The organism is Streptomyces sp. SX-6 (genome assembly GCF_059089585.1).
In genome coordinates this window covers 39,462-63,825 of sequence record NZ_JBTHHU010000030.1, presented here as the reverse complement: position 1 = coordinate 63,825, position 24,364 = coordinate 39,462, and the positions used below count along the sequence as shown (strand labels likewise).

The 24,364-nt window shown below is 71.4% G+C and carries 20 protein-coding genes and 1 pseudogene; 14 read left to right on the top strand and 7 right to left on the bottom strand.

What is annotated here, in order from left to right; genetic code table 11:
- Positions 1–14: 14 nt before the first annotated feature.
- Entirely contained in the window at positions 15–482 is a 468-nt protein-coding gene (locus tag ACV530_RS28430) for a PaaI family thioesterase (protein ID WP_494335493.1), read from the bottom strand.
- 61 nt (positions 483–543) lie between these two features.
- Positions 544–2,838 carry an FdhF/YdeP family oxidoreductase gene (locus tag ACV530_RS28425; protein WP_494335492.1) on the bottom strand — a complete coding sequence of 765 codons (2,295 nt, stop codon included), beginning with the start codon at positions 2,836–2,838 and terminating at the stop codon, positions 544–546.
- Positions 2,839–3,060: 222 nt separating this feature from the next.
- Here ACV530_RS28425 and polA point away from each other — a divergent pair, with 222 nt between their 5' ends.
- The 4 genes from polA (at position 3,061) to ACV530_RS28405 (ending at position 7,215) form a co-directional block, all read left to right on the top strand.
- Positions 3,061–5,718, top strand: coding sequence for a DNA polymerase I (gene polA, locus ACV530_RS28420; protein ID WP_494335527.1), 2,658 nt, complete (start codon positions 3,061–3,063; stop codon positions 5,716–5,718).
- A 116-nt stretch (positions 5,719–5,834) separates the two neighbouring features.
- Positions 5,835–5,969, top strand: coding sequence for an SPW_0924 family protein (locus ACV530_RS28415; RefSeq protein WP_494335491.1), 135 nt, complete (start codon positions 5,835–5,837; stop codon positions 5,967–5,969).
- Between the two features lie 11 nt (positions 5,970–5,980).
- On the top strand, positions 5,981–7,015 hold the full coding sequence (pgfA, locus tag ACV530_RS28410; RefSeq protein WP_494335490.1) for a cell envelope lipid trafficking protein PgfA: 1,035 nt from the start codon (positions 5,981–5,983) through the stop codon (positions 7,013–7,015).
- Positions 7,012–7,215, top strand: coding sequence for a hypothetical protein (locus ACV530_RS28405; RefSeq protein ID WP_494335489.1), 204 nt, complete (start codon positions 7,012–7,014; stop codon positions 7,213–7,215). The genes pgfA and ACV530_RS28405 overlap by 4 nt, the downstream gene beginning before the upstream one ends.
- Before the next feature lie 334 nt (positions 7,216–7,549).
- Here the strand turns inward: ACV530_RS28405 and hrpB are convergent, their stop codons facing one another.
- Together hrpB and ACV530_RS28395 are read right to left on the bottom strand one after the other, a co-directional pair.
- Complete coding sequence (hrpB, locus tag ACV530_RS28400; protein ID WP_494335488.1) at positions 7,550–10,033, bottom strand: ATP-dependent helicase HrpB; 2,484 nt, start codon at positions 10,031–10,033, stop codon at positions 7,550–7,552.
- A gap of 16 nt (positions 10,034–10,049) precedes the next feature.
- Positions 10,050–10,853, bottom strand: a complete 804-nt coding sequence (locus ACV530_RS28395) for a class I SAM-dependent methyltransferase (RefSeq protein ID WP_494335526.1) — start codon at positions 10,851–10,853, stop codon at positions 10,050–10,052.
- Between the two features lie 395 nt (positions 10,854–11,248).
- Here ACV530_RS28395 and rpsA point away from each other — a divergent pair, with 395 nt between their 5' ends.
- The 6 genes from rpsA (at position 11,249) to ACV530_RS28365 (ending at position 15,928) form a co-directional block, all read left to right on the top strand.
- Positions 11,249–12,748 carry a 30S ribosomal protein S1 gene (rpsA, locus tag ACV530_RS28390; protein ID WP_494335487.1) on the top strand — a complete coding sequence of 500 codons (1,500 nt, stop codon included), beginning with the start codon at positions 11,249–11,251 and terminating at the stop codon, positions 12,746–12,748.
- Between the two features lie 161 nt (positions 12,749–12,909).
- Entirely contained in the window at positions 12,910–13,854 is a 945-nt protein-coding gene (locus ACV530_RS28385) for a proteasome assembly chaperone family protein (RefSeq protein ID WP_494335486.1), read from the top strand.
- A gap of 25 nt (positions 13,855–13,879) precedes the next feature.
- A complete protein-coding gene (coaE, locus tag ACV530_RS28380) occupies positions 13,880–14,482 on the top strand; it encodes a dephospho-CoA kinase (RefSeq protein ID WP_494335485.1) in 603 nt (200 codons plus the stop codon).
- Between the two features lie 67 nt (positions 14,483–14,549).
- Entirely contained in the window at positions 14,550–14,864 is a 315-nt protein-coding gene (locus ACV530_RS28375; protein WP_494335484.1) for a hypothetical protein, read from the top strand.
- Positions 14,861–15,607, top strand: coding sequence for a hypothetical protein (locus ACV530_RS28370; protein WP_494335483.1), 747 nt, complete (start codon positions 14,861–14,863; stop codon positions 15,605–15,607). Before ACV530_RS28375 ends, ACV530_RS28370 begins: the two co-directional genes overlap by 4 nt.
- Before the next feature lie 18 nt (positions 15,608–15,625).
- Positions 15,626–15,928, top strand: a complete 303-nt coding sequence (locus tag ACV530_RS28365) for a hypothetical protein (RefSeq protein ID WP_494335482.1) — start codon at positions 15,626–15,628, stop codon at positions 15,926–15,928.
- Here ACV530_RS28365 and ACV530_RS28360 read toward each other — a convergent pair.
- Both ACV530_RS28360 and ACV530_RS28355 read right to left on the bottom strand, forming a co-directional pair.
- On the bottom strand, positions 15,925–16,218 hold the full coding sequence (locus ACV530_RS28360; RefSeq protein WP_494335481.1) for a DUF6343 family protein: 294 nt from the start codon (positions 16,216–16,218) through the stop codon (positions 15,925–15,927). The two genes, ACV530_RS28365 and ACV530_RS28360, sit on opposite strands and share 4 nt — an antisense overlap.
- Before the next feature lie 41 nt (positions 16,219–16,259).
- On the bottom strand, positions 16,260–17,195 hold the full coding sequence (locus tag ACV530_RS28355) for a glycerophosphodiester phosphodiesterase (RefSeq protein ID WP_494335480.1): 936 nt from the start codon (positions 17,193–17,195) through the stop codon (positions 16,260–16,262).
- A gap of 99 nt (positions 17,196–17,294) precedes the next feature.
- Between ACV530_RS28355 and uvrB the strand changes: the two genes are divergently transcribed.
- From uvrB to ACV530_RS28335, 4 genes are all read left to right on the top strand, one after another.
- Positions 17,295–19,415: an excinuclease ABC subunit UvrB gene (gene uvrB / locus ACV530_RS28350; RefSeq protein ID WP_494335479.1), complete on the top strand. Its 2,121-nt coding sequence runs from the start codon at positions 17,295–17,297 to the stop codon at positions 19,413–19,415.
- A gap of 167 nt (positions 19,416–19,582) precedes the next feature.
- A complete protein-coding gene (locus ACV530_RS28345; protein WP_494335478.1) occupies positions 19,583–20,164 on the top strand; it encodes a TerD family protein in 582 nt (193 codons plus the stop codon).
- 34 nt (positions 20,165–20,198) lie between these two features.
- A complete protein-coding gene (locus tag ACV530_RS28340) occupies positions 20,199–21,875 on the top strand; it encodes a TerD family protein (RefSeq protein WP_494335477.1) in 1,677 nt (558 codons plus the stop codon).
- Between the two features lie 117 nt (positions 21,876–21,992).
- Entirely contained in the window at positions 21,993–22,964 is a 972-nt protein-coding gene (locus ACV530_RS28335) for a TerC family protein (protein WP_494335476.1), read from the top strand.
- A gap of 24 nt (positions 22,965–22,988) precedes the next feature.
- On the opposite strand, the pseudogene ACV530_RS28330 reads toward ACV530_RS28335, so the two are convergent.
- Positions 22,989–24,269, bottom strand: a pseudogene (locus ACV530_RS28330) (MFS transporter); the annotation flags it as partial.
- Positions 24,270–24,364 lie beyond the last annotated feature (95 nt).

Genomic DNA, 24,364 nt, shown 5'->3' with positions numbered 1-24,364 from the left:
GGGGAGGGAAGTGTTCAGGCGGCGGTGCCGTTGTGGTCACGGATGACACAGGTGAGACGGGCGGAGCAGACGCGCCGCTCCTGCTCGTCGGTGATGACGATCTCGTAGGTGGCGCTGGTGCGGCCGCGGTGCACGGGAGTGGCGGTGCCGGTGACGTGCCCGGAGCGCAGGCCGCGGTGGTGGGTGCAGTTGAGGTCGACGCCGACGGCGATGCGGCCGGGGCCGCCGTGCAGCATGGCGCCGACGGAGCCGAGGGTTTCGGCGAGCACGGCGGAGGCACCGCCGTGCAGGAGGCCGTACGGCTGGGTGTTGCCCTCGACGGGCATGGTGCCGACGACGCGCTCGGGGGACGCCGTAAGGACGCGTACGCCCATGCGCTCCCCGAGGTGTCCGGCGGAGAAGAGGGTGGGGAGGTCGATGCCGCTGTCCGCCCAGGCGTCGAGGATCTCCTGCGGGAAGGTGGTTCTGGTCTGCTCGCCCATGGTCTCGGCTCCCCTGTTCTCTGTTCGTCTGTACGCCGTGTCTGCTTGCGGGACCGTCCTATCAGGTCGTCTGCCGGGCGTCCCCGGCGGGTTCGACCCTGATCACGAGGGATTTGCTGGCCGGGGTGTTGCTGGTGTCGGCGGTGTGGTCGAGGGGCACGAGGACGTTGGTCTCGGGGTAGTAGGCAGCGGCGCAGCCGCGTGCGGTGGGGTAGTGGACGACGCGGAAGCCGGGGGCGCGGCGCTCGGTGCCGTCGGTCCATTCGCTGACGAGGTCGGCGTAGGAGCCGTCGGCGAGGTCGAGGGCGCGGGCGTCGTCGGGGTTGACGAGGACGACGCGGCGGCCGTTCTTGATGCCCCGGTAGCGGTCGTCGAGGCCGTAGATGGTGGTGTTGTACTGGTCGTGGGAGCGGAGGGTCTGCAGGAGGAGGCGGCCTTCGGGGGCGCGGGGCCAGTCGACGGCGGAGGCGGTGAAGTTGGCCTTGCCGGTGGCGGTGGGGAAGCGGCGTTCGTCGCGGGGGGCGTGGGGGAGGGTGAAGCCTCCGGGTTCGGCGACGCGGGCGTTGAAGTCCTCGAAGCCGGGGATGACGCGGGCGATGCGGTCGCGGATGGTGGCGTAGTCGTTCTCGAAGGTTTCCCAGGGGGTGGTGCTGCCGGGGCCTAGGGCGGCGCGGGCGAGGCGGCAGACGATGGCGGTCTCGGAGAGGAGGTGGGGGCTCGCGGGTTCGAGGCGTCCTCGTGAGGCGTGGACCATGCCCATGGAGTCCTCGACGGTGACGAACTGGTCGCCGCCCGCCTGCCGGTCGCGTTCGGTGCGTCCGAGGGTGGGGAGGATGAGGGCGCGGGCGCCGGTGACCACGTGGGAGCGGTTGAGCTTGGTGGAGACGTGGACGGTGAGCCGGGCGCGGCGGACGGCGGCTTCGGTGACGTCGGTGTCGGGGGTGGCGGAGACGAAGTTGCCGCCCATGGCGAAGAAGACCTTGGCCTCGCCGTCGCGGAGGGCGCGGATGGCGCGGACGACGTCGAGTCCGTGGTGGCGGGGCGGGGCGAAGCCGAATTCCTTTTCCAGGGCGTCGAGGAAGGCGGGTGCGGGGCGTTCGAAGATGCCCATGGTGCGGTCGCCCTGGACGTTGCTGTGGCCGCGTACGGGGCAGACGCCGGCGCCGGGGCGGCCGATGTCGCCGCGCAGGAGGAGGAGGTTGACGACTTCCTTGATGGTGTCGACGGCGTGCTTGTGCTGGGTGAGGCCCATGGCCCAGCAGACGATGGTGCGCCGTGAGGCGAGGATCATCTCCAGGGCGCGTTCGATGTCGGTGCGCGTCAGGCCGGTGGCGGTGAGGGTCTCGTCCCAGTCGGCGGTGCGGGCGGTGCGGGCGAACTCCTCGAAGCCGTGGGTGTGGTCGCGGACGAAGTCGGAGTCGACGGCGCCGTCGGTCTCGAGGACGAGTTTGTTGAGGAGGCGGAAGAGGGCGTGGTCGCCGCCGATGCGGATCTGGAGGAAGAGGTCGGTGAGCGCGGTGCCGCCGGCGGCGAGTCCGCGGGCGTTCTGCGGGTTCTTGAAGCGTTCCAGGCCCGCTTCGGGCAGCGGGTTGACGGTGATGATCTTCGCTCCGCGGCTCTTCGCCTTCTCCAGGGCGCTGAGCATGCGGGGGTGGTTGGTGCCGGGGTTCTGGCCGGCGACGATGATGAGGTCGGCCTGGTGGAGGTCGTCGAGCAGGACGCTGCCCTTGCCGATGCCGATGGTGTCGACCAGTGCCGAACCGGATGATTCATGGCACATGTTGGAGCAGTCGGGCAGGTTGTTGGTGCCGAACTCGCGGGCGAAGAGCTGGTAGAGGAAGGCCGCTTCGTTGCTGGTGCGTCCCGAGGTGTAGAAGACGGCCTCGTCGGGGGTGGTGAGGGCGGCCAGTTCCTCGGCGATGATCGCGAACGCCCGCTCCCAGGTGACGGGTTCGTAGTGGTCGGCGCCCTCGGGGAGGTACATGGGCCGGGTGAGCCGGCCCTGCTGGCCGAGCCAGTAGCCGCTGCGGTCCGCGAGTTCGCTCACGGGGTGGGCGGCGAAGAAGGCGGGGGTGATGCGGCGCAGGGTGGCCTCTTCGGCCACGGCCTTGGCGCCGTTCTCGCAGAATTCGGCGGCGTGGCGCTTGTCGGGTTCGGGCCAGGCGCAGCCGGGGCAGTCGAAGCCGTCCTTTTGGTTGACCTTGAGGAGGGTCAGTGCGGTGCGGCGGAGGCCCATCTGCTGCTGTGCGATGCGCAGGGTGTGGGAGATGGCGGGGAGTCCGGCGGCGGCGTGCTGCGGTGCCGTGACGTCGGGTGCGTCCTGGACCGGGTCGTTGGCGGGAGGCTTGCCTGCCATCAGTGATCCTCCGTCGTGGGATCCGCCGTGGGATGGGGATCCGTCGTGGGATGGGGTGCGACGAGGCCGATCCTGTCACGGGGGAGCGGTGGCGTAGCGGGCGCGTGGCGGGGAATGTCAGTGGGCCGTGGCAGGATCGGGGGCGTGGCAGCAAAGGCATCGAAAACCCCAGGACCGACCGGCAGCGAGGCAGCGGAGGGAGGCCGTCCCCGTCTGCTCCTGATGGACGGGCATTCCATGGCGTACCGCGCGTTCTTCGCGCTGCCCGCGGAGAACTTCACGACGGCCGACGGCCGGACGACGAACGCGGTGTACGGCTTCGCGTCGATGCTGGCGAACACGTTGCGTGATGAGCGGCCCACGCATTTCGCGGTGGCGTTCGACGTCTCGCGCAAGACGTGGCGGTCCGAGGAGTTCGCGGAGTACAAGGCGACGCGGTCGAAGACCCCTGATGAGTTCAAGGGGCAGGTGGAGCTGATCGGCGAGCTGCTGGACCAGATGAAGGTGCCGCGCTTCGCGGTGGACGGCTTCGAGGCCGACGATGTGATCGCCACGCTGGCCACGCAGGCCGAGGCCCTCGGGTTCGAGGTGTCGATCGTCACGGGTGACCGTGATGCCTTCCAGTTGGTCTCCGATGATGTGACGGTGCTGTATCCGACGAAGGGCGTCTCGGAGCTGACGCGCTTCACGCCGGAGAAGGTCACGGAGAAGTACGGCCTGACGCCGGTGCAGTATCCCGATTTCGCGGCGCTGCGCGGTGACCCGTCGGACAACCTCCCGGGCATTCCGGGGGTGGGGGAGAAGACGGCCGCGAAGTGGATCAACCAGTTCGGTTCGTTCGCGGAGTTGGTCGAGCGGGTCGACGAGGTCAAGGGCAAGGCCGGGCAGAATCTGCGCGATCACCTGGAGGCGGTGAAGCTCAACCGCCGCCTGACCGAGATGGTGCGTGACGTGGAGCTGTCGACGGGCCCGGAGGGCCTGGAGCGGCAGGCGTACGACCGGCTGGGTCTGGTGACGTTCCTGGAGGGCCTGGAGATCCGCAACGCGGGGCTGCGGGACCGGCTGCTGGCCGCCGATCCGGGCGGGGAGTCCGGGGAGGAGGCCGCCGTCGAGGCCGGTGCCGAGGTGGACGGCGTGGCCCTGGGCGCGGGCGAGCTGGCGCCGTGGCTGGCGGAGCACGGCGCGGGCCCGCTGGGCCTGGCCGTGGTCGACGGATGGTCGCTGGGCAGCGGCCGGGTCTCCGAGGTCGCCCTGGCGGCGGGCGAGGGCCCGGCGGCGTGGTTCGACCCGGCGGAGCTGGACGAGGCGGACGAGCGGGCGTTCGCCGCGTGGTGCGCGGATGGCGCGCGGCCGAAGACGGCGCACGACGCCAAGTCCGTCATGCGGGTGTTCGGCGAGCACGGCTGGGTGCTCGAGGGCGTGACGATGGACACGGCGCTGGCCGCGTACCTGGTCAAGCCGGGCCGCCGTTCCTTCGCGCTGGACGCGCTGTCGGTGGAGTACCTGGGCCGTGAGCTGGCGACCGCCGCCCCGGGCGACGGGCAGCTGGCCTTCGGCGCCGACGAACAGGCCGAGGCGGACGCCCTGATGGGCCATGCGCGTACGGTCCTCGACCTCGGCGCGGCGTTCACCGAACGGCTGCGTGAGGTGGGCGCGGCCGAGCTGATGACGGAGGTGGAGCTGCCGACCAGCGCGCTGCTGGCTCGCATGGAGCGGGCGGGCATCGCCGCGGACCGCGGCTGGCTGGAGCGCATGGAGCAGCAGTTCGCGACGGCCGTGCAGCAGGCCGTGCGCGAGGCGCACGAGGCGGCGGGCCGCGAGTTCAACCTGGGCTCGCCCAAGCAGCTCCAGGAGGTCCTCTTCGGCGAGCTGGGGCTGCCGAAGACGAAGAAGACCAAGACCGGCTACACCACGGATGCGGACGCGCTGGCCTGGCTGGCGACGCAGACGGAGAACGAGCTGCCGGTGATCATGCTGCGGCACCGGGAGCAGTCCAAGCTGCGCTCCACGGTCGAGGGCCTGATCAAGGCCATCGCCCCGGGCGGCCGGATCCACACCACGTTCAACCAGACCGTGGCGGCGACGGGCCGGCTGTCCTCCACCGACCCGAACCTGCAGAACATTCCGGTGCGGACGGACGAGGGCCGGGCGATCCGGCGCGGGTTCGTCGTCGGCGAGGGTTTCGAGACCCTGATGACGGCGGACTACAGCCAGATCGAACTGCGCGTGATGGCCCACCTGTCCGAGGACGAGGGCCTGATCGAGGCGTTCGCCTCCGGCGAGGACCTGCACACCACGGTCGCCTCCCAGGTGTTCGGGGTCGGCAAGGCCGAGGTCGACCCGGAGATGCGCCGCAAGATCAAGGCCATGTCCTACGGCCTGGCGTACGGTCTGTCGGCGTTCGGGCTGTCGCAGCAGCTCAACATCGCGCCGGACGAGGCGCGCAAGCTGATGGACACCTTCTTCGAGCGCTTCGGCGGCGTGCGCGACTATCTGCAGCGCGTCGTCGAGGAGGCCCGGGCCACCGGCTACACCGAGACGATCCTCGGCCGCCGCCGTTACCTGCCCGACCTCAACAGCGACAACCGCCAGCGGCGCGAGATGGCCGAGCGGATGGCGCTCAACGCCCCGATCCAGGGCACCGCCGCGGACATCGTCAAGATCGCGATGCTGCGGGTGGGCGAGGCCCTCGAGGCCGGGAAGCTCACCTCGCGGATGCTGCTCCAGGTGCACGACGAAATCGTGCTGGAGATCGCGCCGGGCGAGCGCGAGCAGGTCGAGGAGCTGGTGCGCCGCGAGATGGCGGGGGCCGTGACGCTGCGCGCCCCGCTGGATGTGTCGGTCGGCGTCGGCGCGGACTGGGAGTCCGCCGCGCACTGAGGCATCCCCGTACGCGGTGCCGCCCGCTGTCCGGCGGCACCGCGTGGTTCTCTTCTCGCCCGTGCGTTGTTACCGTGCCCGGATCTGATGTCCCGTCAGTTCTCGGGAGGTTCAGCGTGCGCGCACTGGCCGCCGCGGCCGTCGGACTGGCCGCCGCCGTCGTCCTCGTCCTTGTCGTCACCGCCATCGGCCCGCCCTCGGGCGAGACCTCGCCCGAGCCGCTGCTGTCCTCCGTACCGGCCCGCCCGTAACGGGGCCCGCCGTGCGCCGCCGAGCAAGCCTCGTCCTCCTCGCCCTCGCGGTCTTCTTCGGCGCCCTCGCGCCGCTGCTGCGCTGGTACGCCTACCCCCGGCTCGCGAAGATCCCGGCCGGCCAGTACCGGGCCACCGTGCTCGAGGCCAAGGACGCCACCCTCATCGACTACGCGCGGCTCGAGCCGCGCAGGGTCCCCAAGGTCACCATGGTCCAGACCGTCAAGGGCGACGCGGAAGCGGCCCGCAGGGTCAAGAACGCCACCGGCCGGGATGTCGCGGTCTGGGACACCCTCACTTTTGTGGCCGGTCCCGACGGGGCGACGATCTCCCGGCTGCCCGAGCGGTATGTCTTCGACGCCCACAGTCAGGAGCCCGTCCACGTGGGCGGCGAGCACGTCGACGGCACGCCCGTGCGGCACATCGGCATCGAGTACAAGTGGCCCTTCTTCGCCGAGAAGCGCGACTACCAGTACTTCGACCTGCAGACGCGTACGTCCGCCCCCATCCACTACGCGGGCACCCGTACTTTCCACGGCCTCGACGTCTATTACTTCGAGCAGACCGTCCCCTGGACCGAGGTCCCCGTGCCCAAGGTGCTGCCCCTCGGCGTCACGCCCGAGACCGTGCGGGAGTTGGGGCTCGAGCGCTGGTACACGACCAAGCGGATGTTCTGGGTCGATCCGGTCACCGGCAGTCCCGTCAACGGTGAGGAAGTGCACCGGGAGGAGATGCGCTGGACCGGCCACCCGGAGAAGAAACCGATCACCGCCTTCGCGGGCCATGTGAAGATGCGGCCCGACTACGTGGACTCCACGGTGGACCTCGTGAAGTCGCAGCGGCGGCTGCTGCTTCTGCTCACGGACTGGCTGCCGTGGGGGTTCGTGGGGCTGGGGGCCGGGTTGCTGCTGTTGTCGCTTCTGCTGGAGGCGCGGTTCCGCGAGATCGCTGTGCGTTTGCGCGGTATGAGGCGCAGGATGGAGGGACTATCCGGACGGCCGGCCTCCGGGGAGCGGGGGCCGCTGAGCGAAGGAGGCTCGCCGTGAAGGAGACCCCCACCGAGGAGAAGTCCCCGACGTCCACGGCCGCCGGGCCCACTCGGCTCTACACCGGAGCCGAGCGGCCCTTCGACCCCGAAGACCTGGTCATGGCGTCCGGCCACGACGTCACGCCCGAGCGGGTCGAGCTCGCGAGGCAGCACATCGAGGAGAAGGGGGCGGCGGCGTTGGAGCGGTATCTGCCGTGAGTGGGTGGTGAGGGTTGTGCCCCGGTCCCGCCCTTTCACCGTTTCCTGGGGCTGCGCCCCAGACCCCGCTTGTCGCGGCTCCGCCGCTCGTCCTCAATCGCCGGACGGGCTTGATAGTGCTCGGCCCGGCACCATTCAGCCCGTCCGGCGATTGAGGACAACCGCGCGGAGCGCGGTTTCGGGGGCCGGGGCGGAGCCCCGGAGGAGACGGTGAGAGGGCGGGACCGGGGCACCCATCCCCGGGGCGGAGCCCCGCGCTCGGCCCCGTGCTCAACGCCTCGCGTTCGTGCGCCGCGTCGCCGTCGCCGATGGGGGTACCCCCATGCCGTTCAGGCTATGGGGGAGGGTCCTCCGGCCAGGGATGGCGCGGATAGCGCCCCCGCAGCTCCGCACGGACGGAGCGATAGCCGTCCTGCCAGAAGGACGCCAGGTCCGCCGTCACCGCCGCCGGCCGCCCCGCCGGGGACAGCAGGTGGACGAGCACCGGCACCCGCCCGTCCGCCACACACGGCGTCTCCCGCAACCCGAAGAGCTCCTGCAACTTGACCGCCAGCACGGGCTGGTCCCCGGCATAGTCCACCCGGATCCGGGAACCGCTCGGCACCTCGATGCGCTCGGGAGCCAGCTCGTCCAGCCGGGCCGCCTCCCCCGTCGCCCACGGGAGCAGCCGCGCAAGCGCCTTGCCCGCGTCCAGCCGCTCCAGGTCGGCGCGACGCCGGGCGGAGTCCAGCTCCCAGCCCAGCCACTCCTCCGCACGCTCCAGCAGCGCCGCGTCCGTCATGTCCGGCCACGGCTCGCCCAGTTCGCGGTGCAGGAACGCCAGCCGCTGCCGCAGGACCGACGCCTCCGGCGACCACCGCAGCACTCCGAGCCCCTCGCTCCGCAGTCCCTCCAGCAGCGCCGCCCGGACGAGCGCGGGCTCCGGCGCCGGCAGCGTCCGGGCCGACAGTTCCACCGCGCCCAGCCGTGCCACGCGCCGGGCCACGACATCGCGCCGTTCCCCGGACCAGTGCACCTCCTCGCCCTCCGCGAAGAACGCGCCTGCCGCCTCCCGGGCCGTGTCCTCGTCGATCACCGCGCCCAGCAGCACCCGCGCGGACGCGGACGTCACCGGCCGGTCCGCCACGGCCACCGCGAGCCACGGCGCCCCGCCCAGCCGTGAACCGGCGGACAACTGCGCACCGGTCCCGGACACCATGAGGTACGCCCCTTCGCCCCGTGCCCGGGCCACCCGCTCGGGGAAGGCGAGTGCGGCGATCAGGCCGGCCGCCGCGTCGTCGGCCAGAGCAGCAGAACGCTCCTGCGGCACCTCGTTCCGTACCGCGTTCTCCAGCCGCCGCGCCTCCGCCCGCCAGCGGGCACCGTAGGAGTCGCCGCCACGCCGTGCGGCGCGCCACACCTCCGCGAGGTCGTCGCCGTACTCCCGGGGCGGCTCCTCGCTCAGCAGTGCCACGACCTCGGCCGCACGGCGCGCGCCGATCTCCCGGGCGCCGTCCAGCAGGGCGCGCGCCAGGCGGGGATGTACGCCGAGCCGCGCCATGCGCGTGCCGCGCTCCGTGGTGCGGCCGTCCCCGCCCACGGCGCCCGTGGCCTTGAGCACGGCGCGCGCCGCGGCCAGAGCGCCGGGCGGCGGCGGATCGAGCAGCGCGAGACCGGACGCGTCAGGGTCGCCCCAGCACGCCGCCTGCAGGGCGAACGCGGTCAGGTCCGCGACGGTGATCTCCGGTGCGGGGAAGCGCGGCAGCCGTACGTCCTCGCCCTGTGCCCAGCAGCGGTACACCGTCCCCGGCGCCTCACGGCCCGCGCGGCCGGCGCGCTGCCGGGCGGAGGCCCGGGAGGCCCGTACGGTCGTGAGCGCGCTCAGCCCGCGGGCATGATCCGTACGCGGCTCCCGCGCCAGCCCGGCGTCCACCACGACCCGCACCCCCGGCACGGTCAGGCTCGACTCCGCCACCGAGGTCGCCAGCACCACCCGGCGCCGTCCCTCGCCGCCCGCCAGCACCGCGTCCTGCACGGCGGCCGGGGCCCGCCCGTGGACCTGGAGCACCTCGGCGTCCACGCCGCCCAGGAGCCCCGCGACGCGGGCGATCTCGCCGACGCCGGGTAGAAAGCACAGCACGTCGCCCTCGCGCTCGCGCAGCGCCCGCCGCACCACGGCCGCCACGTGCGCCAGCAGCGCAACATCAACCCGCATCCCGTGCGGTGGGCGCACCGGCTGCTCCGGCGGGGCCCATACGACGTCCACGGGGTGGGAGACGCCCCGGGCCTCGACCACCGGGGCGTCGCCGAGCAAATGGGCCCAGCCCTCGGCGTCGGTCGTCGCGGACGCGGCGACCAGCCGCAGCTCGGGCCGCAGCGCGGCGCGTACATCGAGGAGGAAGGCGGCGGTGGTGTCGGCGTCCAGGTGCCGCTCGTGGCACTCGTCGAGCACGACGACATCGACGCCGGCCAGCTCCGGATCCCGTTGCAGTCTTTGCAGGAGCACACCGGTGGTGACCACCTCGACCACCGTCCGGGGCCCGGCGCGCCGCTCGCCGCGCACCGTGAAGCCGACGCTCCCGCCGACCTCCTCGCCCAGCAGCCACGCCATCCGCCGGGCCGCGGCCCGCGCCGCGATCCGCCGCGGCTCGGCGACGACGACACGGCGCACGGGGGCGCCGGGGTCCAGGAGCCCGGCGAGGGCGAGCGGGACCAGCGTCGTCTTGCCCGTGCCGGGCGGTGCGCACAGCACGGCGGCACCGTGCCCGTCCAGGGCGGCGGTCAGCGCGGGCAGCGCGCTGCGGACGGGCAGCCCCTCGAGGGCGTCAGCGTGGATCACGCGCCCCAGTGTCGCCTCAGTCCCGCTCGCACACGAAAATCGCGGTCCCCGGGATCAGATGGCCGCGCAGCGGGGACCAGCCGCCCCACTCCTGGGTGTTCCAGTGCGGCCACTCCGGCTCGACCAGGTCGACGAGGCGGAATCCGGCCGCCACGACGTCGCGCACCCGGTCGCCCAGCGTCCGGTGGTGCTCGACGTAGACGGCCCGGCCCGTCTCGTCCTGCTCGACATAAGGGGTGCGGTCGAAGTACGAGGCGGCGACCGACAGGCCCTCGGGCCCCGGCTCGTCCGGGAACGCCCAGCGGATGGGGTGGGTGACGGAGAAGACCCAGCGCCCGCCGGGCCGCAGCACCCGGCGCACCTCGCGCATCACCTGCACCGGGTCGGCCACGAACGGAATGGCGCCGTAGGCCGAGCAGGCCAGGTCGAAGGACGCGTCCGCGAACGGCAGCGCCCCGGCGTCCGCCTCCACCAGCGGTATGTCACCGCCGATGCGCAGGGCGTGCTGGAGCTGCCGGTGCGAGATGTCCAGGGCCACGGGCCGTGCGCCCCGGGCCGCCAGCCAGCGCGAGCACTGCGCGGCCCCGGCGCCGATCTCGAGGACGGCGCGCCCCTCGAGGGCCTCGGCCGGGCCCAGCAGCGCCGCGTCCGCCTCGTCGAGCCCCTCGGGGCCCCAGACGAAGCGGTCGTCGCCCAGGAACGCCCCGTGCTCGGTCTGGTACTCGTCGGCGTTGCGGTCCCACCAGCCGCGGCTGGCCCGGCTGCTTTCGGCGTCCCCGCTGGTCCGGCGGGTCGCCTGGGGCTCGTACTCGTGGATCATCTCGGCGATCATGCCCTCGGCAGTAGTCTTCGTTACCGTGTACGGCCCACGCCACGGCGTGACGCTCCGGGGCCGTCGCGGGGCCTCCGTGGCCTCGCGCAACGTGAGTTGTGCCGGGTCTAGGGCATTTTGTCCCTGGTGTGCGCCTTCGCGCATTGACCGTGTCCGGCTGCCCCCGTATGCTACAAGTTGCGCTGCGGGCCTGCGCGCCTCGGACGGAGCAGGCCGCTTTCGCACTTGTTGTATGTCCCCTCGGTTGTACGAGGCGCCTTCGGTGGCTTTTGGGCCCCCGGAGAGTGCGTCTCCAAGGCTGTCCGGCTTCGGCGGTGCGGTACAAGGGCTCACGGCGTAGCAGTACCTACGACTTCAATGTCCGTACCGGAGCCCTTTCCCACATGACGAGCAGCACCGAGACCACCGCCACCACCCCGCAGGTTGCGGTCAACGACATCGGTAACGAGGAAGCCTTCCTCGCCGCGATCGACGAGACGATCAAGTACTTCAACGACGGCGACATCGTCGACGGCGTCATCGTGAAGGTCGACCGGGACGAGGTCCTGCTCGACATCGGTTACAAGACCGAGGGTGTCATCCCCTCCCGCGAGCTCTCGATCAAGCACGACGTCGACCCGAACGAGGTCGTTTCCGTCGGTGACCAGGTCGAGGCCCTCGTTCTCCAGAAGGAGGACAAGGAAGGCCGCCTGATCCTGTCCAAGAAGCGCGCTCAGTACGAGCGTGCCTGGGGCACGATCGAGAAGATCAAGGAAGAGGACGGCATCGTCACCGGTACCGTCATCGAGGTCGTCAAGGGTGGTCTCATCCTCGACATCGGCCTCCGCGGCTTCCTCCCGGCCTCCCTGGTCGAGATGCGCCGTGTCCGCGACCTCCAGCCCTACGTGGGCAAGGAGCTCGAGGCCAAGATCATCGAGCTGGACAAGAACCGCAACAACGTGGTCCTGTCCCGCCGTGCCTGGCTCGAGCAGACCCAGTCCGAGGTCCGCCAGACGTTCCTCACCACCCTGCAGAAGGGTCAGGTCCGCTCCGGCGTCGTCTCCTCGATCGTCAACTTCGGTGCCTTCGTGGACCTGGGCGGCGTCGACGGTCTCGTCCACGTCTCCGAGCTGTCCTGGAAGCACATCGACCACCCGTCCGAGGTTGTCGAGGTCGGCCAGGAGGTCACGGTCGAGGTCCTGGACGTCGACATGGACCGCGAGCGCGTCTCCCTGTCGCTCAAGGCGACCCAGGAAGACCCGTGGCAGCAGTTCGCCCGGACCCACCAGATCGGTCAGGTCGTCCCGGGTAAGGTCACCAAGCTCGTTCCGTTCGGTGCGTTCGTCCGCGTCGACGAGGGCATCGAGGGCCTGGTCCACATCTCCGAGCTGGCCGAGCGCCACGTGGAGATCCCGGAGCAGGTCGTCCAGGTCAACGACGAGATCTTCGTCAAGGTCATCGACATCGACCTCGAGCGCCGCCGCATCAGCCTCTCGCTGAAGCAGGCCAACGAGTCCTTCGGTGCCGACCCGTCCGTGGTCGAGTTCGACCCGACCCTGTACGGCATGGCCGCGTCCTACGACGACCAGGGCAACTACATCTACCCCGAGGGCTTCGACCCCGAGGCCAACGACTGGCTCGAGGGCTACGAGAAGCAGCGCGAGGAGTGGGAGCGCCAGTACGCCGAGGCGCAGTCCCGCTTCGAGCAGCACCAGCAGCAGGTCATCAAGTCCCGCGAGGCGGACGCCGAGGCTGCTGCCGCCGGTGACCAGGCCGCTGCGGCCGCTCCGGTCTCCGGTGGTGGCTCGTACTCCTCGGAGTCGGCCGACAACTCCGGCGCCCTGGCGTCGGACGAGGCGCTGGCCGCCCTCCGCGAGAAGCTGGCCGGCGGTGGCCAGAGCTGAGGCTCTGACGCCAGCGGCTGTATAGCTGACTGAGACAAGGCCCGTTCCCCTTGGGGAACGGGCCTTGTTGCGTCCGGGTTGGGTTCGGGTTGTGTCCGGCGGGAATGGTCCGGGCGGCCAAGAACGTTCCCCCTTACGGAACATGAGGAGGAACGGTCACTGTGTTGGATCCGCAGGGTTTGTACGAATGGGAGCCCAAGGGGCTCGCCGTGGCCGACCTGGCCCTGGCCCAGGACACGGCCGGTCTGGTCATGCTCTACCACTTCGACGGGTACATCGACGCAGGCGACACCGGTGACCAGATCGTCCGGCGGCTGCTGGACGACCTTCCGCACCAGGTCGTCGCCCGCTTCGACCACGACCGGCTGATCGATTACCGGGCACGCCGGCCCCTGCTCACCTTCGAGCGCGACCGCTGGACGTCGTACGAGGTGCCGAAGCTCGAGCTGTACCTCGTCCAGGACGCGACCGGTGCGCCGTTCCTCCTGCTGGCCGGCCCCGAGCCGGATGTGGAGTGGGAGCGGTTCACCGCGGCCGTACGGCAGTTGGTGGAGCGCCTCGGGGTGCGGCTGTCCGTCAACTTCCACGGCATCCCGATGGGCGTTCCGCACACCCGGCCCGTGGGGATCACCCCGCACGGGAACCGGGCCGAGCTGGTGCGCGGCAGCAGCTCCTACTTCGACGAGGCCCAGGTGCCGGGGAGCGCGGAGGCGCTCGTCGAGTTCCGGCTGGCCGAGGCGGGGCACGATGTGCTCGGCATCGCCGCCCATGTCCCGCACTACGTGGCACGATCCCCCTACCCGGACGCCGCGTTGACGGCGCTGGAAGCACTGACCGCCGCTACGGGGCTGGTGCTGCCCGGCACCGCGCACGCCCTGCGGACGGAGGCCCTGCGCACCCAGGAGGCGATCGAGCGCCAGATCGCCGAGGGCGACGAGGAACTGGTCGCCCTCGTCAGGGGACTTGAGCACCAGTACGACGCGGTGGCGGGCGCCGAGACGCGCGGCAGCCTGGTCGCGGAGCCGGTCGAGCTGCCGTCCGCCGATGAACTGGGCGCCGAATTCGAGCGATTCCTCGCCGACCGGGAGGGCGACGGCGGCCTCTGAACGGCAGGCCGATAGCGTGGGGCCCATGCTGAAGGTGGGCCTCACGGGCGGAATCGGTTCGGGCAAGAGCGAGGTGTCGCGGCTGCTCGCCGCGCACGGCGCGGTGATCATCGACGCCGACAGGATCGCGCGCGAGGTGGTCGAACCGGGAACGCCCGGACTCGAGGCGGTCGTGGCCGAGTTCGGCCCGGGCGTGCTCACCGCCGACGGTACGCTCGACCGTCCCAGGCTCGGTGCGATCGTCTTCGCCGACGAGGAGCGGCGCAAGGCGCTCAACGCCATCGTGCACCCGCTGGTGCGCGCCCGCTCGCAGGAGCTGGAGGCCGAGGCGGGCCCGGACGCCATCGTCGTGCAGGACGTTCCGCTGCTCGCCGAGAACGGACTCGCGCCGCTGTACGACCTGGTGATCGTGGTCGACGCCGGTGAGGAGACCCGGCTCGAACGGCTCGTGGAGCTGCGGGGGATGGCCGAGGAGGAGGCGCGGGCCCGGATGGCCGCGCAGGCGACCCGTGAACAGCGCCTGGCGGTGGCCGGTCTGGTCATCGCCAACGACGGCCCGCTCGAGGAGCTCGAGGCCCGGGTCGCGGAGGTCTGGGCGGAGCTGCGCAAGCGGGCCGGGCAGAACTGATCATTCGATCGGGTGAGAGAGCCGGTTCTCCAAGGCCGGGCGGCAGTGCGGTGGTTAGCCTGCCGCGATGGATTTGCGTGTCTCGTCAGCCGATCTCGAAGGATTCGCCCGACTGCTGTGCCGCGCCGCGGAGGACGCGGCGGATGCGCGTGCCTACGCCGGGCGGTACGGCACCGTCGACGCCTCGGCACAGGGGCTGTTGTCGGGCGTCATCGCCCTGCACGGCGACCTGGAAGAGACGGTGAAGACAACGCTCGGGCGGCTGCGGGCGATCCTCGCCGGTTCGGCCGGCGAACTGCGTGCGGCGGCGGCCTTCTACCGTTCGACGGACCTCGCGCAGGCGGCCGAACTGGACGCCGCCTACCCGGAGATCCGCCGGTGACCGGCGGCGAGGCATACCGGGACGTCACCTGCCCCGTCGCCCGTCTCACCGCTCCCGGCACGCCGGAGCGGTTCGCGGCGCCGCTCAAGGCGCTCGACGACGTGAACGAATTCGTCAGCCCCGCGGCGTGGGCGGCCGAAATCCTCGATCTCGCCCTCGGTTTCAATCCCCTTGAGGAAACGCAGCGTTGGCTGGCCGGTGACTGGGAATCCTATGCGCGCTGTGCCCAGCTCTGGGAAAACCTGGCCCGGTTCTGCACGGACCTGGCGGTCAATCTCGATACGGGCAACCACAGCCTCGACGCGACGTGGGACGGCCGCGCGGCCGACGCCGCATTCGTCTATTTCGATGCGCTGTCGGGGAATCTGCACGACATCGCGCGGTCGCTCGAGACGATGCGCAAGCAGTATCTCGCCACGGCCGGCGGAGTGTCGGCGACGGCCGATGCGGTGGGGCAGCTGCTGGGACAGATCGCCGACAGCGCGGTGACCGCCGCCCTGTCCTGGGCGGCCGGGACGTCGCTGTCCTGGACGGGGTGGGGAGCGGTGACCGGTTACACCGTCGGGGCCGCCGAACTCGTGCGCATCGGCGAATTGTGGGGCGAGATCACCAAGACCCTCAGCGCACTGCGCTGGAAAATCGACGGCGCCTACGGGCTGTTGGCACAGGTGGGAGCCGAAGTGTCGGGCAGATTCGACGAATTCCCGCTGCCGCCCGCGAGCTACGACCATCCGGCCGTGTGAGCCGGCGAGGAGACACACATGCACGAACACCGCGTGGGACACGAGGAATTCCTCGCTCCCGGCCGGGACCCCGCCGCGGCCCGGGTGGTGCACCAGGCCCTCGAGCGGCTTGCCGAGGGCGGAGCGGGAGGTGTGCTGAAGGAAATGGCCGAGGAGATCCTGTCCGGCCGCATCGGCCTGCGCGAGGCACTGCGCGTGGGCCCGTACGCCCAGGCGCTCGGCGAGCAGGTGCGCAGTGCGCGCCGCGCGTGGGAGGCCGCACAGGAGGAGGACCGCGCACGGGACGTGGCCCGGGCACGGTCCTTCCTGAGCGCTCCCTAGGGCATGTTCTTCGGCGGGGGCGGGGTGTCCCTGTCCCGGACGGGCTCGTACGGCGGTATGTCGCGGCCCGGCTGGTAGTGCGGGCCCTGCCGGATGTGGTGGATGATCACGCCCAGGTCGACGACGGTCACCAGCGCCAGGATGCCGAAGACGACCGCCCACCCCGGGTGCCCGGCGGCGGCGAACAGCAGGATGCCGCCGACAGCGCACACCAGCCCGAATACGGCGAGTCCGCAGCGCAGTCGCAGCGGGCTGCGCGCGGTCATGGGTTCGTTGCCGGTACGCAGCATGTGCAACATCTCCTGGTACCAGCATCCACCCGCCATGGGAACTATGCGAGGCCCAGCCAGCCGAGGACGACGGAGAAGGGCGTACGGTCCTCGGCGTCCGCGGCGAGTGCCGCCGCCACGACGTGGGGTGCGTTGCTGATGACCCGGTCCACGCCCAGGTGCGCGAGCGCCACCGCCCGGCCGGGGTCGTCCACCGTCCACGCGGAGACCTCCAGCGGCCGTCCGTGCGGGCCCCGCACGGCGTGCACGGCACGGAGCCAGGCGGCGGTGACCGTGCGGTCCGCCGGGTTGATCTGGTCGGCGAACGCGGCGTACGCGCGCAGCTCCGCCGGCTTCGGCGTGCCCAGGAAGCCCGTCCGCACTCCGGGCAGGAGGCGGTGGAAGCGCTGCACGGACGCCGCGTCGAAGCTCTGGACCACCAGCGCCTCGCCGTGCCGCCGGTCGAGCCAGCCGCGGCCGCGCAGTTCGTCCGCGATCTGCCGCTCGATGCCCGGGTAGAGTCCGGGCGCCTTGATCTCCAGCAGCAGCTTCTGGCGGTTGTGGTCGACGCGGCGCAGGTAGCGGCCGAGCGTGGGCACCCGCTCGCCGGCGAAGCCGCGGCCGAACCAGCTGCCGGCGTCGAGCCGTTCGATCTCGGCGAGGGTGAAGTCCGCGACCTTCCAGGGCGCGCGGCCGGGGTAGCGCTTTCGTACGTCGGTCGTCCGGGCCAGGGTGGTGTCGTGCAGGACGATCAACGCGCCGTCCTTGGTGCGCTGGACGTCGTTCTCCACCCAGCGGATGCCCAGGCGTGCCGCCCCGTCGATCGAGGCGAGCGTGTTCTCCGGCGCCTTCACCGGTACCCCGCGGTGACCGATGGTGACCGGCACGTGATGCTGCGCCGCCACCGCGGGCGGTGCGAGGATGCCCAGCGCGACCGCCATGGCCGACAGGAGGACGGTCAGGGCCCGCGGCACGGCGGAAGCGGGACGGATGCGCATGAAGCTCATTCTTCCCCGGCAACCCGCCCGCAACCAGCGCAGGGGCGTTGGGAGTGCGCCCGGACCCCCGCTGTCAGTGGCAGGTCGTACGGTGGTCTCATGCGGCCCGTAACCCAGATCGAACGCAAGGTGGCGCCCTTCGAGGTCGTCAGCCCGTACCAGCCCAATGGTGACCAGCCGGCAGCCATCGCGGAGCTGGAGCGGCGCATCCGCGCAGGTGAGAAGGATGTCGTCCTGCTCGGTGCGACCGGCACCGGCAAGTCGGCGACCACGGCGTGGATGATCGAGAAGCTGCAGCGGCCGACCCTGGTCATGGCGCCGAACAAGACGCTCGCGGCGCAGCTGGCCAACGAGTTCCGCGAGCTGCTGCCCAACAACGCCGTCGAGTACTTCGTGTCGTACTACGACTACTACCAGCCCGAGGCGTATGTCCCGCAGTCGGACACCTATATCGAGAAGGACTCCTCGATCAACGAGGAGGTCGAGCGGCTGCGCCACTCGGCGACCAACTCCCTGCTCACCCGGCGTGATGTGATCGTGGTCGCGTCCGTGTCCTGCATCTACGGCCTGGGCACGCCGCAGGAGTACGTGGACCGCATGGTGCAGCTGAAGGTCGGCGAGGAGATCGACCGCGATGTGCTGCTGCGGCGCTTCGTGGAGATCCAGTACACGCGCAACGACCTGGCCTTCACCCGGGGCACCTTCCGGGTGCGCGGCGACACGATCGAGATCTTCCCGGTCTACGAGGAACTCGCCGTGCGCATCGAGATGTTCGGCGACGAGATCGAGGCGCTGTCCACCCTGCACCCGCTCACCGGCGAGGTCATCTCCGACGACCAGGAGCTGCACGTCTTCCCCGCCAGCCACTATGTCGCCGGTCCCGAGCGGATGGAGAAGGCCATCGTGGGGATCGAGGCGGAGCTGGAGCAGCGGCTCGCCCAGCTGGAGAAGCAGGGCAAGCTGCTCGAGGCGCAGCGGCTGCGCATGCGCACCACGTACGACATCGAGATGATGCGCCAGATCGGCTCCTGCTCCGGCATCGAGAACTACTCGCTGCACATGGACGACCGTGAGCCCGGTTCCCCGCCCAACACCCTGATCGACTTCTTCCCGGACGACTTCCTGCTCGTCATCGACGAGTCGCACGTCACCGTCCCGCAGATCGGCGCGATGTACGAGGGGGACGCCTCCCGCAAGCGCACCCTCGTCGAGCACGGTTTCCGCCTGCCGTCGGCCCTGGACAACCGGCCGTTGAAGTGGGAGGAGTTCACCGAGCGCATCGGGCAGACCGTCTATCTGTCCGCGACCCCGGGGCCGTACGAACTCTCGCGCTCCGACGGCTTCGTGGAGCAGATCATCCGGCCCACCGGCCTCGTCGACCCGGAGGTCGTCGTCAAGCCGACCGAGGGGCAGATCGACGACCTGGTCCACGAGATCCGCGTGCGCACCGAGAAGGACGAGCGGGTGCTCGTCACCACCCTCACCAAGAAGATGGCGGAGGACCTCACCGACTACTTCCTCGAACTCGGCATCCAGGTGCGGTATCTGCACAGCGACGTCGACACGCTGCGCCGTGTCGAGCTGCTGCGGGAGCTGCGTGCCGGTGAGTTCGACGTGCTGGTCGGCATCAACCTGCTGCGGGAGGGTCTCGACCTGCCGGAGGTGTCGCTGGTCGCCATCCTCGACGCGGACAAGGAGGGCTTCCTGCGGTCGGGGACGTCGCTGATCCAGACGATCGGCCGTGCGGCGCGCAATGTGTCCGGCCAGGTCCATATGTACGCGGACAAGATGACCAAGGCGATGGAGAAGGCCATCGAGGAGACCAACCGCCGCCGCGAGAAGCAGATCGCGTACAACAAGGAGCGGGGGATCGACCCCCAGCCGCTGCGGAAGAAGATCGGCGACATCGTCGCCACGCTCGCCCGCGAGGAGATCGACACCCAGGAGTTGCTCGGCTCGGGGTACCGCAAGGGCGACCAGGGCAAGGGGAAGGCTCCGGTCCCCACCGCGCTGGCCGGCGGCAAGGCGAAGGGCAAGCGCAAGGAGGTCGTGGCCACGGACCGTCCGGCCGCCGAACTCGCCCAGCTCATCGAGGACATGACGGACCGCATGCGGGCCGCCGCGGCGGAGCTGCAGTTCGAGGTCGCGGCACGGCTGCGGGACGAGGTGAGCGAGCTGAAGAAGGAGCTGCGGCAGATGAAGGAAGCGGGACTCGCCTGACGGCCCGTCACCCGGCCCCTGGCTCGGCTCTTTGCACAGTTCTTGCTCAAAAATGTCCGGAGAGATGTTGCAAGATCGCCACAAAGTCACTCTCGGGTGAGCGGTGGGCCCACGTCAGTGCATAGGGTCGTGGCCACGGGGGACACGCGACACGAGAAAGGACTGACGTGGCCGTCAACTTGAGCAAGGGCCAGGGCGTGAGCCTGCTGAAGGCCGACGGGGGCAGCCTCTCCGCGGTGCGGATGGGGCTGGGATGGCAGGCGGCTCCGCGGCGCGGCCTGTTCGGGAAGCGCACCCGGGAGATCGACCTCGATGCCTCGGCGGTCCTGTTCGCCGAACGGCAGCCGGTGGACGTGGTGTTCTTCCAGCACCTCGTCAGTGACGACGGCTCGGTGCGCCACACCGGCGACAACCTCGTCGGCGGCGCGGGCCAGGGCGGGGACGACGAGGCGATCCTGGTCGATCTGCAGCGCGTGCCCGTGCACGTCGACCAGATCGTCTTCACCGTGAACTCCTTCACCGGGCAGACCTTCGCGGAGGTGAGCAACGCCTTCTGCCGACTGGTCGACGAGACCACCGGCCAGGAGCTCGCCCGCTACACCCTCGACGGCGGCGGCCCGTACACCGCGCAGATCATGGCGAAGGTGCACCGGACCGCGGGCGGCGGCTGGCAGATGACGGCCATCGGCGCCCCGGCCGACGGCCGGACCTTCCAGGACCTCATGCCGGCGATCGCGGCGAGCCTGTAGAACCAGCGGCACGGAGGACGAGGGGGGAGCGGGCATGACGGCCGAGCTGGTGCGGGGCCAGAACCATCCGCTGCCCGAGACCCGGCTGGACATCCGGGTCTCGGCGGCGGACCCGGTGCTGGTGGGGGTGACGCTCGGCGGGGCCGACGGCCGGGTGCCCGGCCCGGAGCGGGTCGCCGGACCCGGGACCCCGCCCGTCCCGGGGGTGGAGCTGCCCGCCGGGTCCGGCACCGCGCACCGGCTGTCCGTCGACCTGGACGCGCTGCCCGAGACGGTGCACCGCGTGGCCGTCCTGCTCGTGCCCGCGCCCGGCGGGGGACCGGCATGCTTCGGCGCGACGGCCGCGCCCCACCTCGAGGTCGCCGGGCGCACCCAAGGCGCGATCGCCTGCTTCACCGTCACCGGGTTGGACGCCGAGGCCGCGCTGACCGCCCTGGAGCTGTACCGGCGGCAGGGCGCGTGGCGGGTCCGCGCGGTCGGCCAGGGCCATGCGGGCGGCCTCGCCGACCTGCTGCGCGACCAGGGCCTGCCCGAAGCGGACCGGGTGGCCGCGGCCTTCGGCGGCCCGGGGGTCCGGGAGACGCCCGAGCCGGTGGCGGGGGATGCCACGGGCTGGACCCCGGAGGAGCGGCTCTACAACCAGGTGCGGGGCATGTTCGAGGACCTGGCCCGCGCCGCCGCCGCGTACCGCGGCGCGGCCGGCTTCGCCGACTCGCGCCTGGAACGGGAGCTCGACGGGCTGCTCGCCGACCCCCGTACGCGGATCGGCCCCGCCGCGGACGCGGCCCGGGCCGCGGCGAAGGACAGGCACGCACACCTCGTCGGCCAGGCCCGCGCCGTGCTCGACCGCGACCTCGACCGGCTCGTCGCGGAGGCCGGCGTCGTCGAACGCGCCCTGCCGCCCGCGTTCGCACGCTGGGACAGCGCCGTCTGGCAGAACCACCACGAGCCCCGCGAGACACCGATCGCGCTGCGCCTGGGAGATCTCCATCTGCCGGAGCGCAGGGACCTGCGCATCCCGATGCTGGTGCGGCTGCCGATGGAGCGCGGGCTGTGGGTGGACTGCGGCCGCCCGCCCGGCGCGGAGCTCGCCGACAGCGCCGAGCTGCGCCGGCTCGCCCTGGACTGCGCGGTGGCGCTCGCCGCGCGGCTGCTGGCCGTGCATCCCGTCGGCGACTTCGCGGTGCAGGTCGCCGACCCGGCGGGATCGGCCGCCTCCGCGCTCGCCCCGCTGCTGGAGTACGGGGTGCTGCGCGAGCCCCCGGCCGCCGGGGCGCAGGGGGTGGCCGAGCTGCTCGCGCGGCTGACCCGCCGCGTCGACCTGGTGCAGATGGCGGTGCGCAGCGGTGCCGTCGACGCGCTGCCGCCCGGCCTGGACACGGGGGAGCAGCTGCTGATCGTCAACGACTTCCCGCACGGCTTCGACGACCGCGCCGTCAACCGGCTGCGGTACCTCGTGGACGAGGGGCCGTCCGTGGGGGTGCACGTCGTGCTGGTCGCGGACCGTGAGGACGCGCGGGAGTTCGGCCCGCTGCTCGACCTGCTGTGGCGCACCCTGCTGAGGATCACCCCCGTGCCCGACGATCACCTCGCCGACCCCTGGGTGGGGCACGCGTGGACGTACGAGCCGTCGTCCGTACCGGCCGGGAGCGATGTGGTGCGGCGGGTGCTGTGGCAGGTGGGCCGGGCCAGGCGCGCCCAGGGGCTCTGACGCCCGACGGGGCACTGACGTCCAGACGCCACCACGACCAGCGGACTTGGTTTTCTTTTTACTTTTCCATGGGTCTCCCTGTACCGTTTTCCGTACACTCGACGTGTCGGAGGGACCGTGGACGTTTCGTTGACCCTGTGGGTGCTGACCATCCTCGGTCTGTGCGCACTGGTGGCCGCCGACTTCTTCATCGGCGGGCGCAAGCCGCATGAGGTCTCCGTCAAGGAGGCCGGGATCTGGACGGCGGTGTGGACCGCCCTGGCGGGGCTCTTCGGGCTCGGGCTGCTGGTCTTCGGCGGCGGTGAACCGGCCGGTGAGTTCTTCGCCGGCTACATCACCGAGAAGTCGCTGAGCGTCGACAACCTCTTCGTCTTCGTGCTGATCATGGGCAAGTTCGCGGTGCCGACGATCTTCCAGCAGCGCGTGCTCATGGTGGGCGTCCTCATCGCCCTGGTGCTGCGGGCCGCCTTCATCGGCGCGGGCGCGGCGGTCATCGCCAACTTCTCCTGGATCTTCTACCTGTTCGGCGCCTTCCTCGTGTGGACCGCGTGGAAGCTCATCCAGGAGGCGCGGGGCGGCGAGGAAGAGGAGGAGTTCGAGGAGAACCGGCTTCTCAAGGCGGTCGAGCGGCGCTTCCCGTCCACCGACCGGTACCACGGCACCAAGTTGGTCGTCGTCGAGAACGGCAAGCGCCTGATGACCCCGATGCTGGTCGTCATGCTGGCGATCGGCACCACCGACGTCCTCTTCGCGCTCGACTCAATTCCGGCGATCTTCGGTCTCACCCAGGACCCGTACATCGTCTTCACCGCCAACGCCTTCGCGCTCATGGGCCTGCGGCAGCTGTACTTCCTCATCGGCGGTCTGCTGCGGAAGCTGGTGCACCTCTCGTACGGGCTGTCGGTGATCCTCGGCTTCATCGGGGTGAAGCTCGTCCTGCACGCCCTGCACGAGAGCGGTGTCGCCGTCCCGGAGATCAGCACCCCGGTCTCGCTCGGCGTCATCGGCGCGGTGCTCGTCGTCACTACGGTCACGAGCCTGCGGGCGGCTGCCCGGCAGGAGCAGGCCGAGGCTGCGCAGAGCAGGTAGGGCGCTCACGTCCGAGGCCGCCGCGGCGCCGGCGGCCGCAACGGCCGTGGCGGGAGCGGCGGTCGGCCGGGTCTCGGGGAGCAGCGCGAAGCAGGCCAGGGCGAGCAGCGCGATCGCCGTCAGATACACGGCCACACCCCAGGGCGGGCCGTCCCCCTGCGCCAGCGCGGTGGCGGCGAGCGGTGTGACGGCACCGCCCAGGACGCCCGCCAGGTTGTAGCCGACGGCCGCGCCGGTGCAGCGCACCCGCGGCTCGTAGAGCTCGGGGAGATAGGCACCGGCGACGGCGAAGGCGACGGTGAAGGCCAGCGCCGCGACCACGAAGCCCAGCAGCATCGGCGCCGGCTGTCCCGTATGCAACAGGGCGACCAGCGGAAACATCCACAGCGCCACGAGGGCGCAGCCGACCAGGCACAGGGGCCGGCGGCCCAGGCGGTCACCGAGCAGGGCGAACACGGGAGTTACGCCCCCCGATACGACAACCGCCCCCATGATGCAGGCGAGCATGACCGTACGGTCGACGCCGAGCCGTTCGGTGCCGTAGGCGAGGGACCAGGTGGTCACCGTGTAGTACACGGCGTAGCCGACGGAGAGCCCGCCGGCCGTGAGCAGGACGGTCCGCCAGTGCCCGCGGGCGACTTCGGCGAAGGGCAGCCGGGCGCGGGTCTCGTGCTCGGCCAGTTCGCGGAACTCCGGGGTCTCGGCGAGCTGGGTGCGCAGCAGCAGCCCGCCCGCGGCGAGCACGCCCGCCGCCCAGAACGGAACCCGCCAGCCCCACGCGAGAAACTGCGCGTCGGTGAGGCCGGCGGAGAGCACCAGAGCGATGCCGTTGGCGAGCAGGAACCCGACCGGCGGCCCGATCTGGGGGAAGGACGCCCACAGCGCACGGCGGTCCGCGGGGGCGTGCTCGGCGGTGAGCAGTACGGCCCCGCCCCACTCGCCACCCACGCCGAGGCCCTGCAGGAACCGCAGGACGAGCAGCAACAGCGGCGCGGCGACGCCGATTTGAGCGTAGGTGGGCACGAGACCCACCGCGACGGTGGCGAGCCCGGTGAGCAGCAGGGACGCGATGAGGACGGGACGCCTGCCGTGCCGGTCGCCGATGTGCCCGAAGAGGACCGAGCCCACAGGGCGCGCGAGGAAGCCGACGCCGAAGGTGCCGAAGGCCGCCAGTGTGGAGGTCAGGGAAGAGGTGCTGGGGAAGAAGAGACGGCCGAGGACGAGTGCCGCGGCGGTGCCATAGGCGAAGAAGTCGTAGAACTCGATGGCGGTTCCGGCCAGGGACGCAGCCGCCAGACGGAACATGTCCGGGGAACGGTCAGGGCGCATGTACCGTCCAACTTCCTTTGTGTGCCGGGGACACGGGGCGTGTGGAGGTGCGGTGAGGGGCGCGGGGGAAC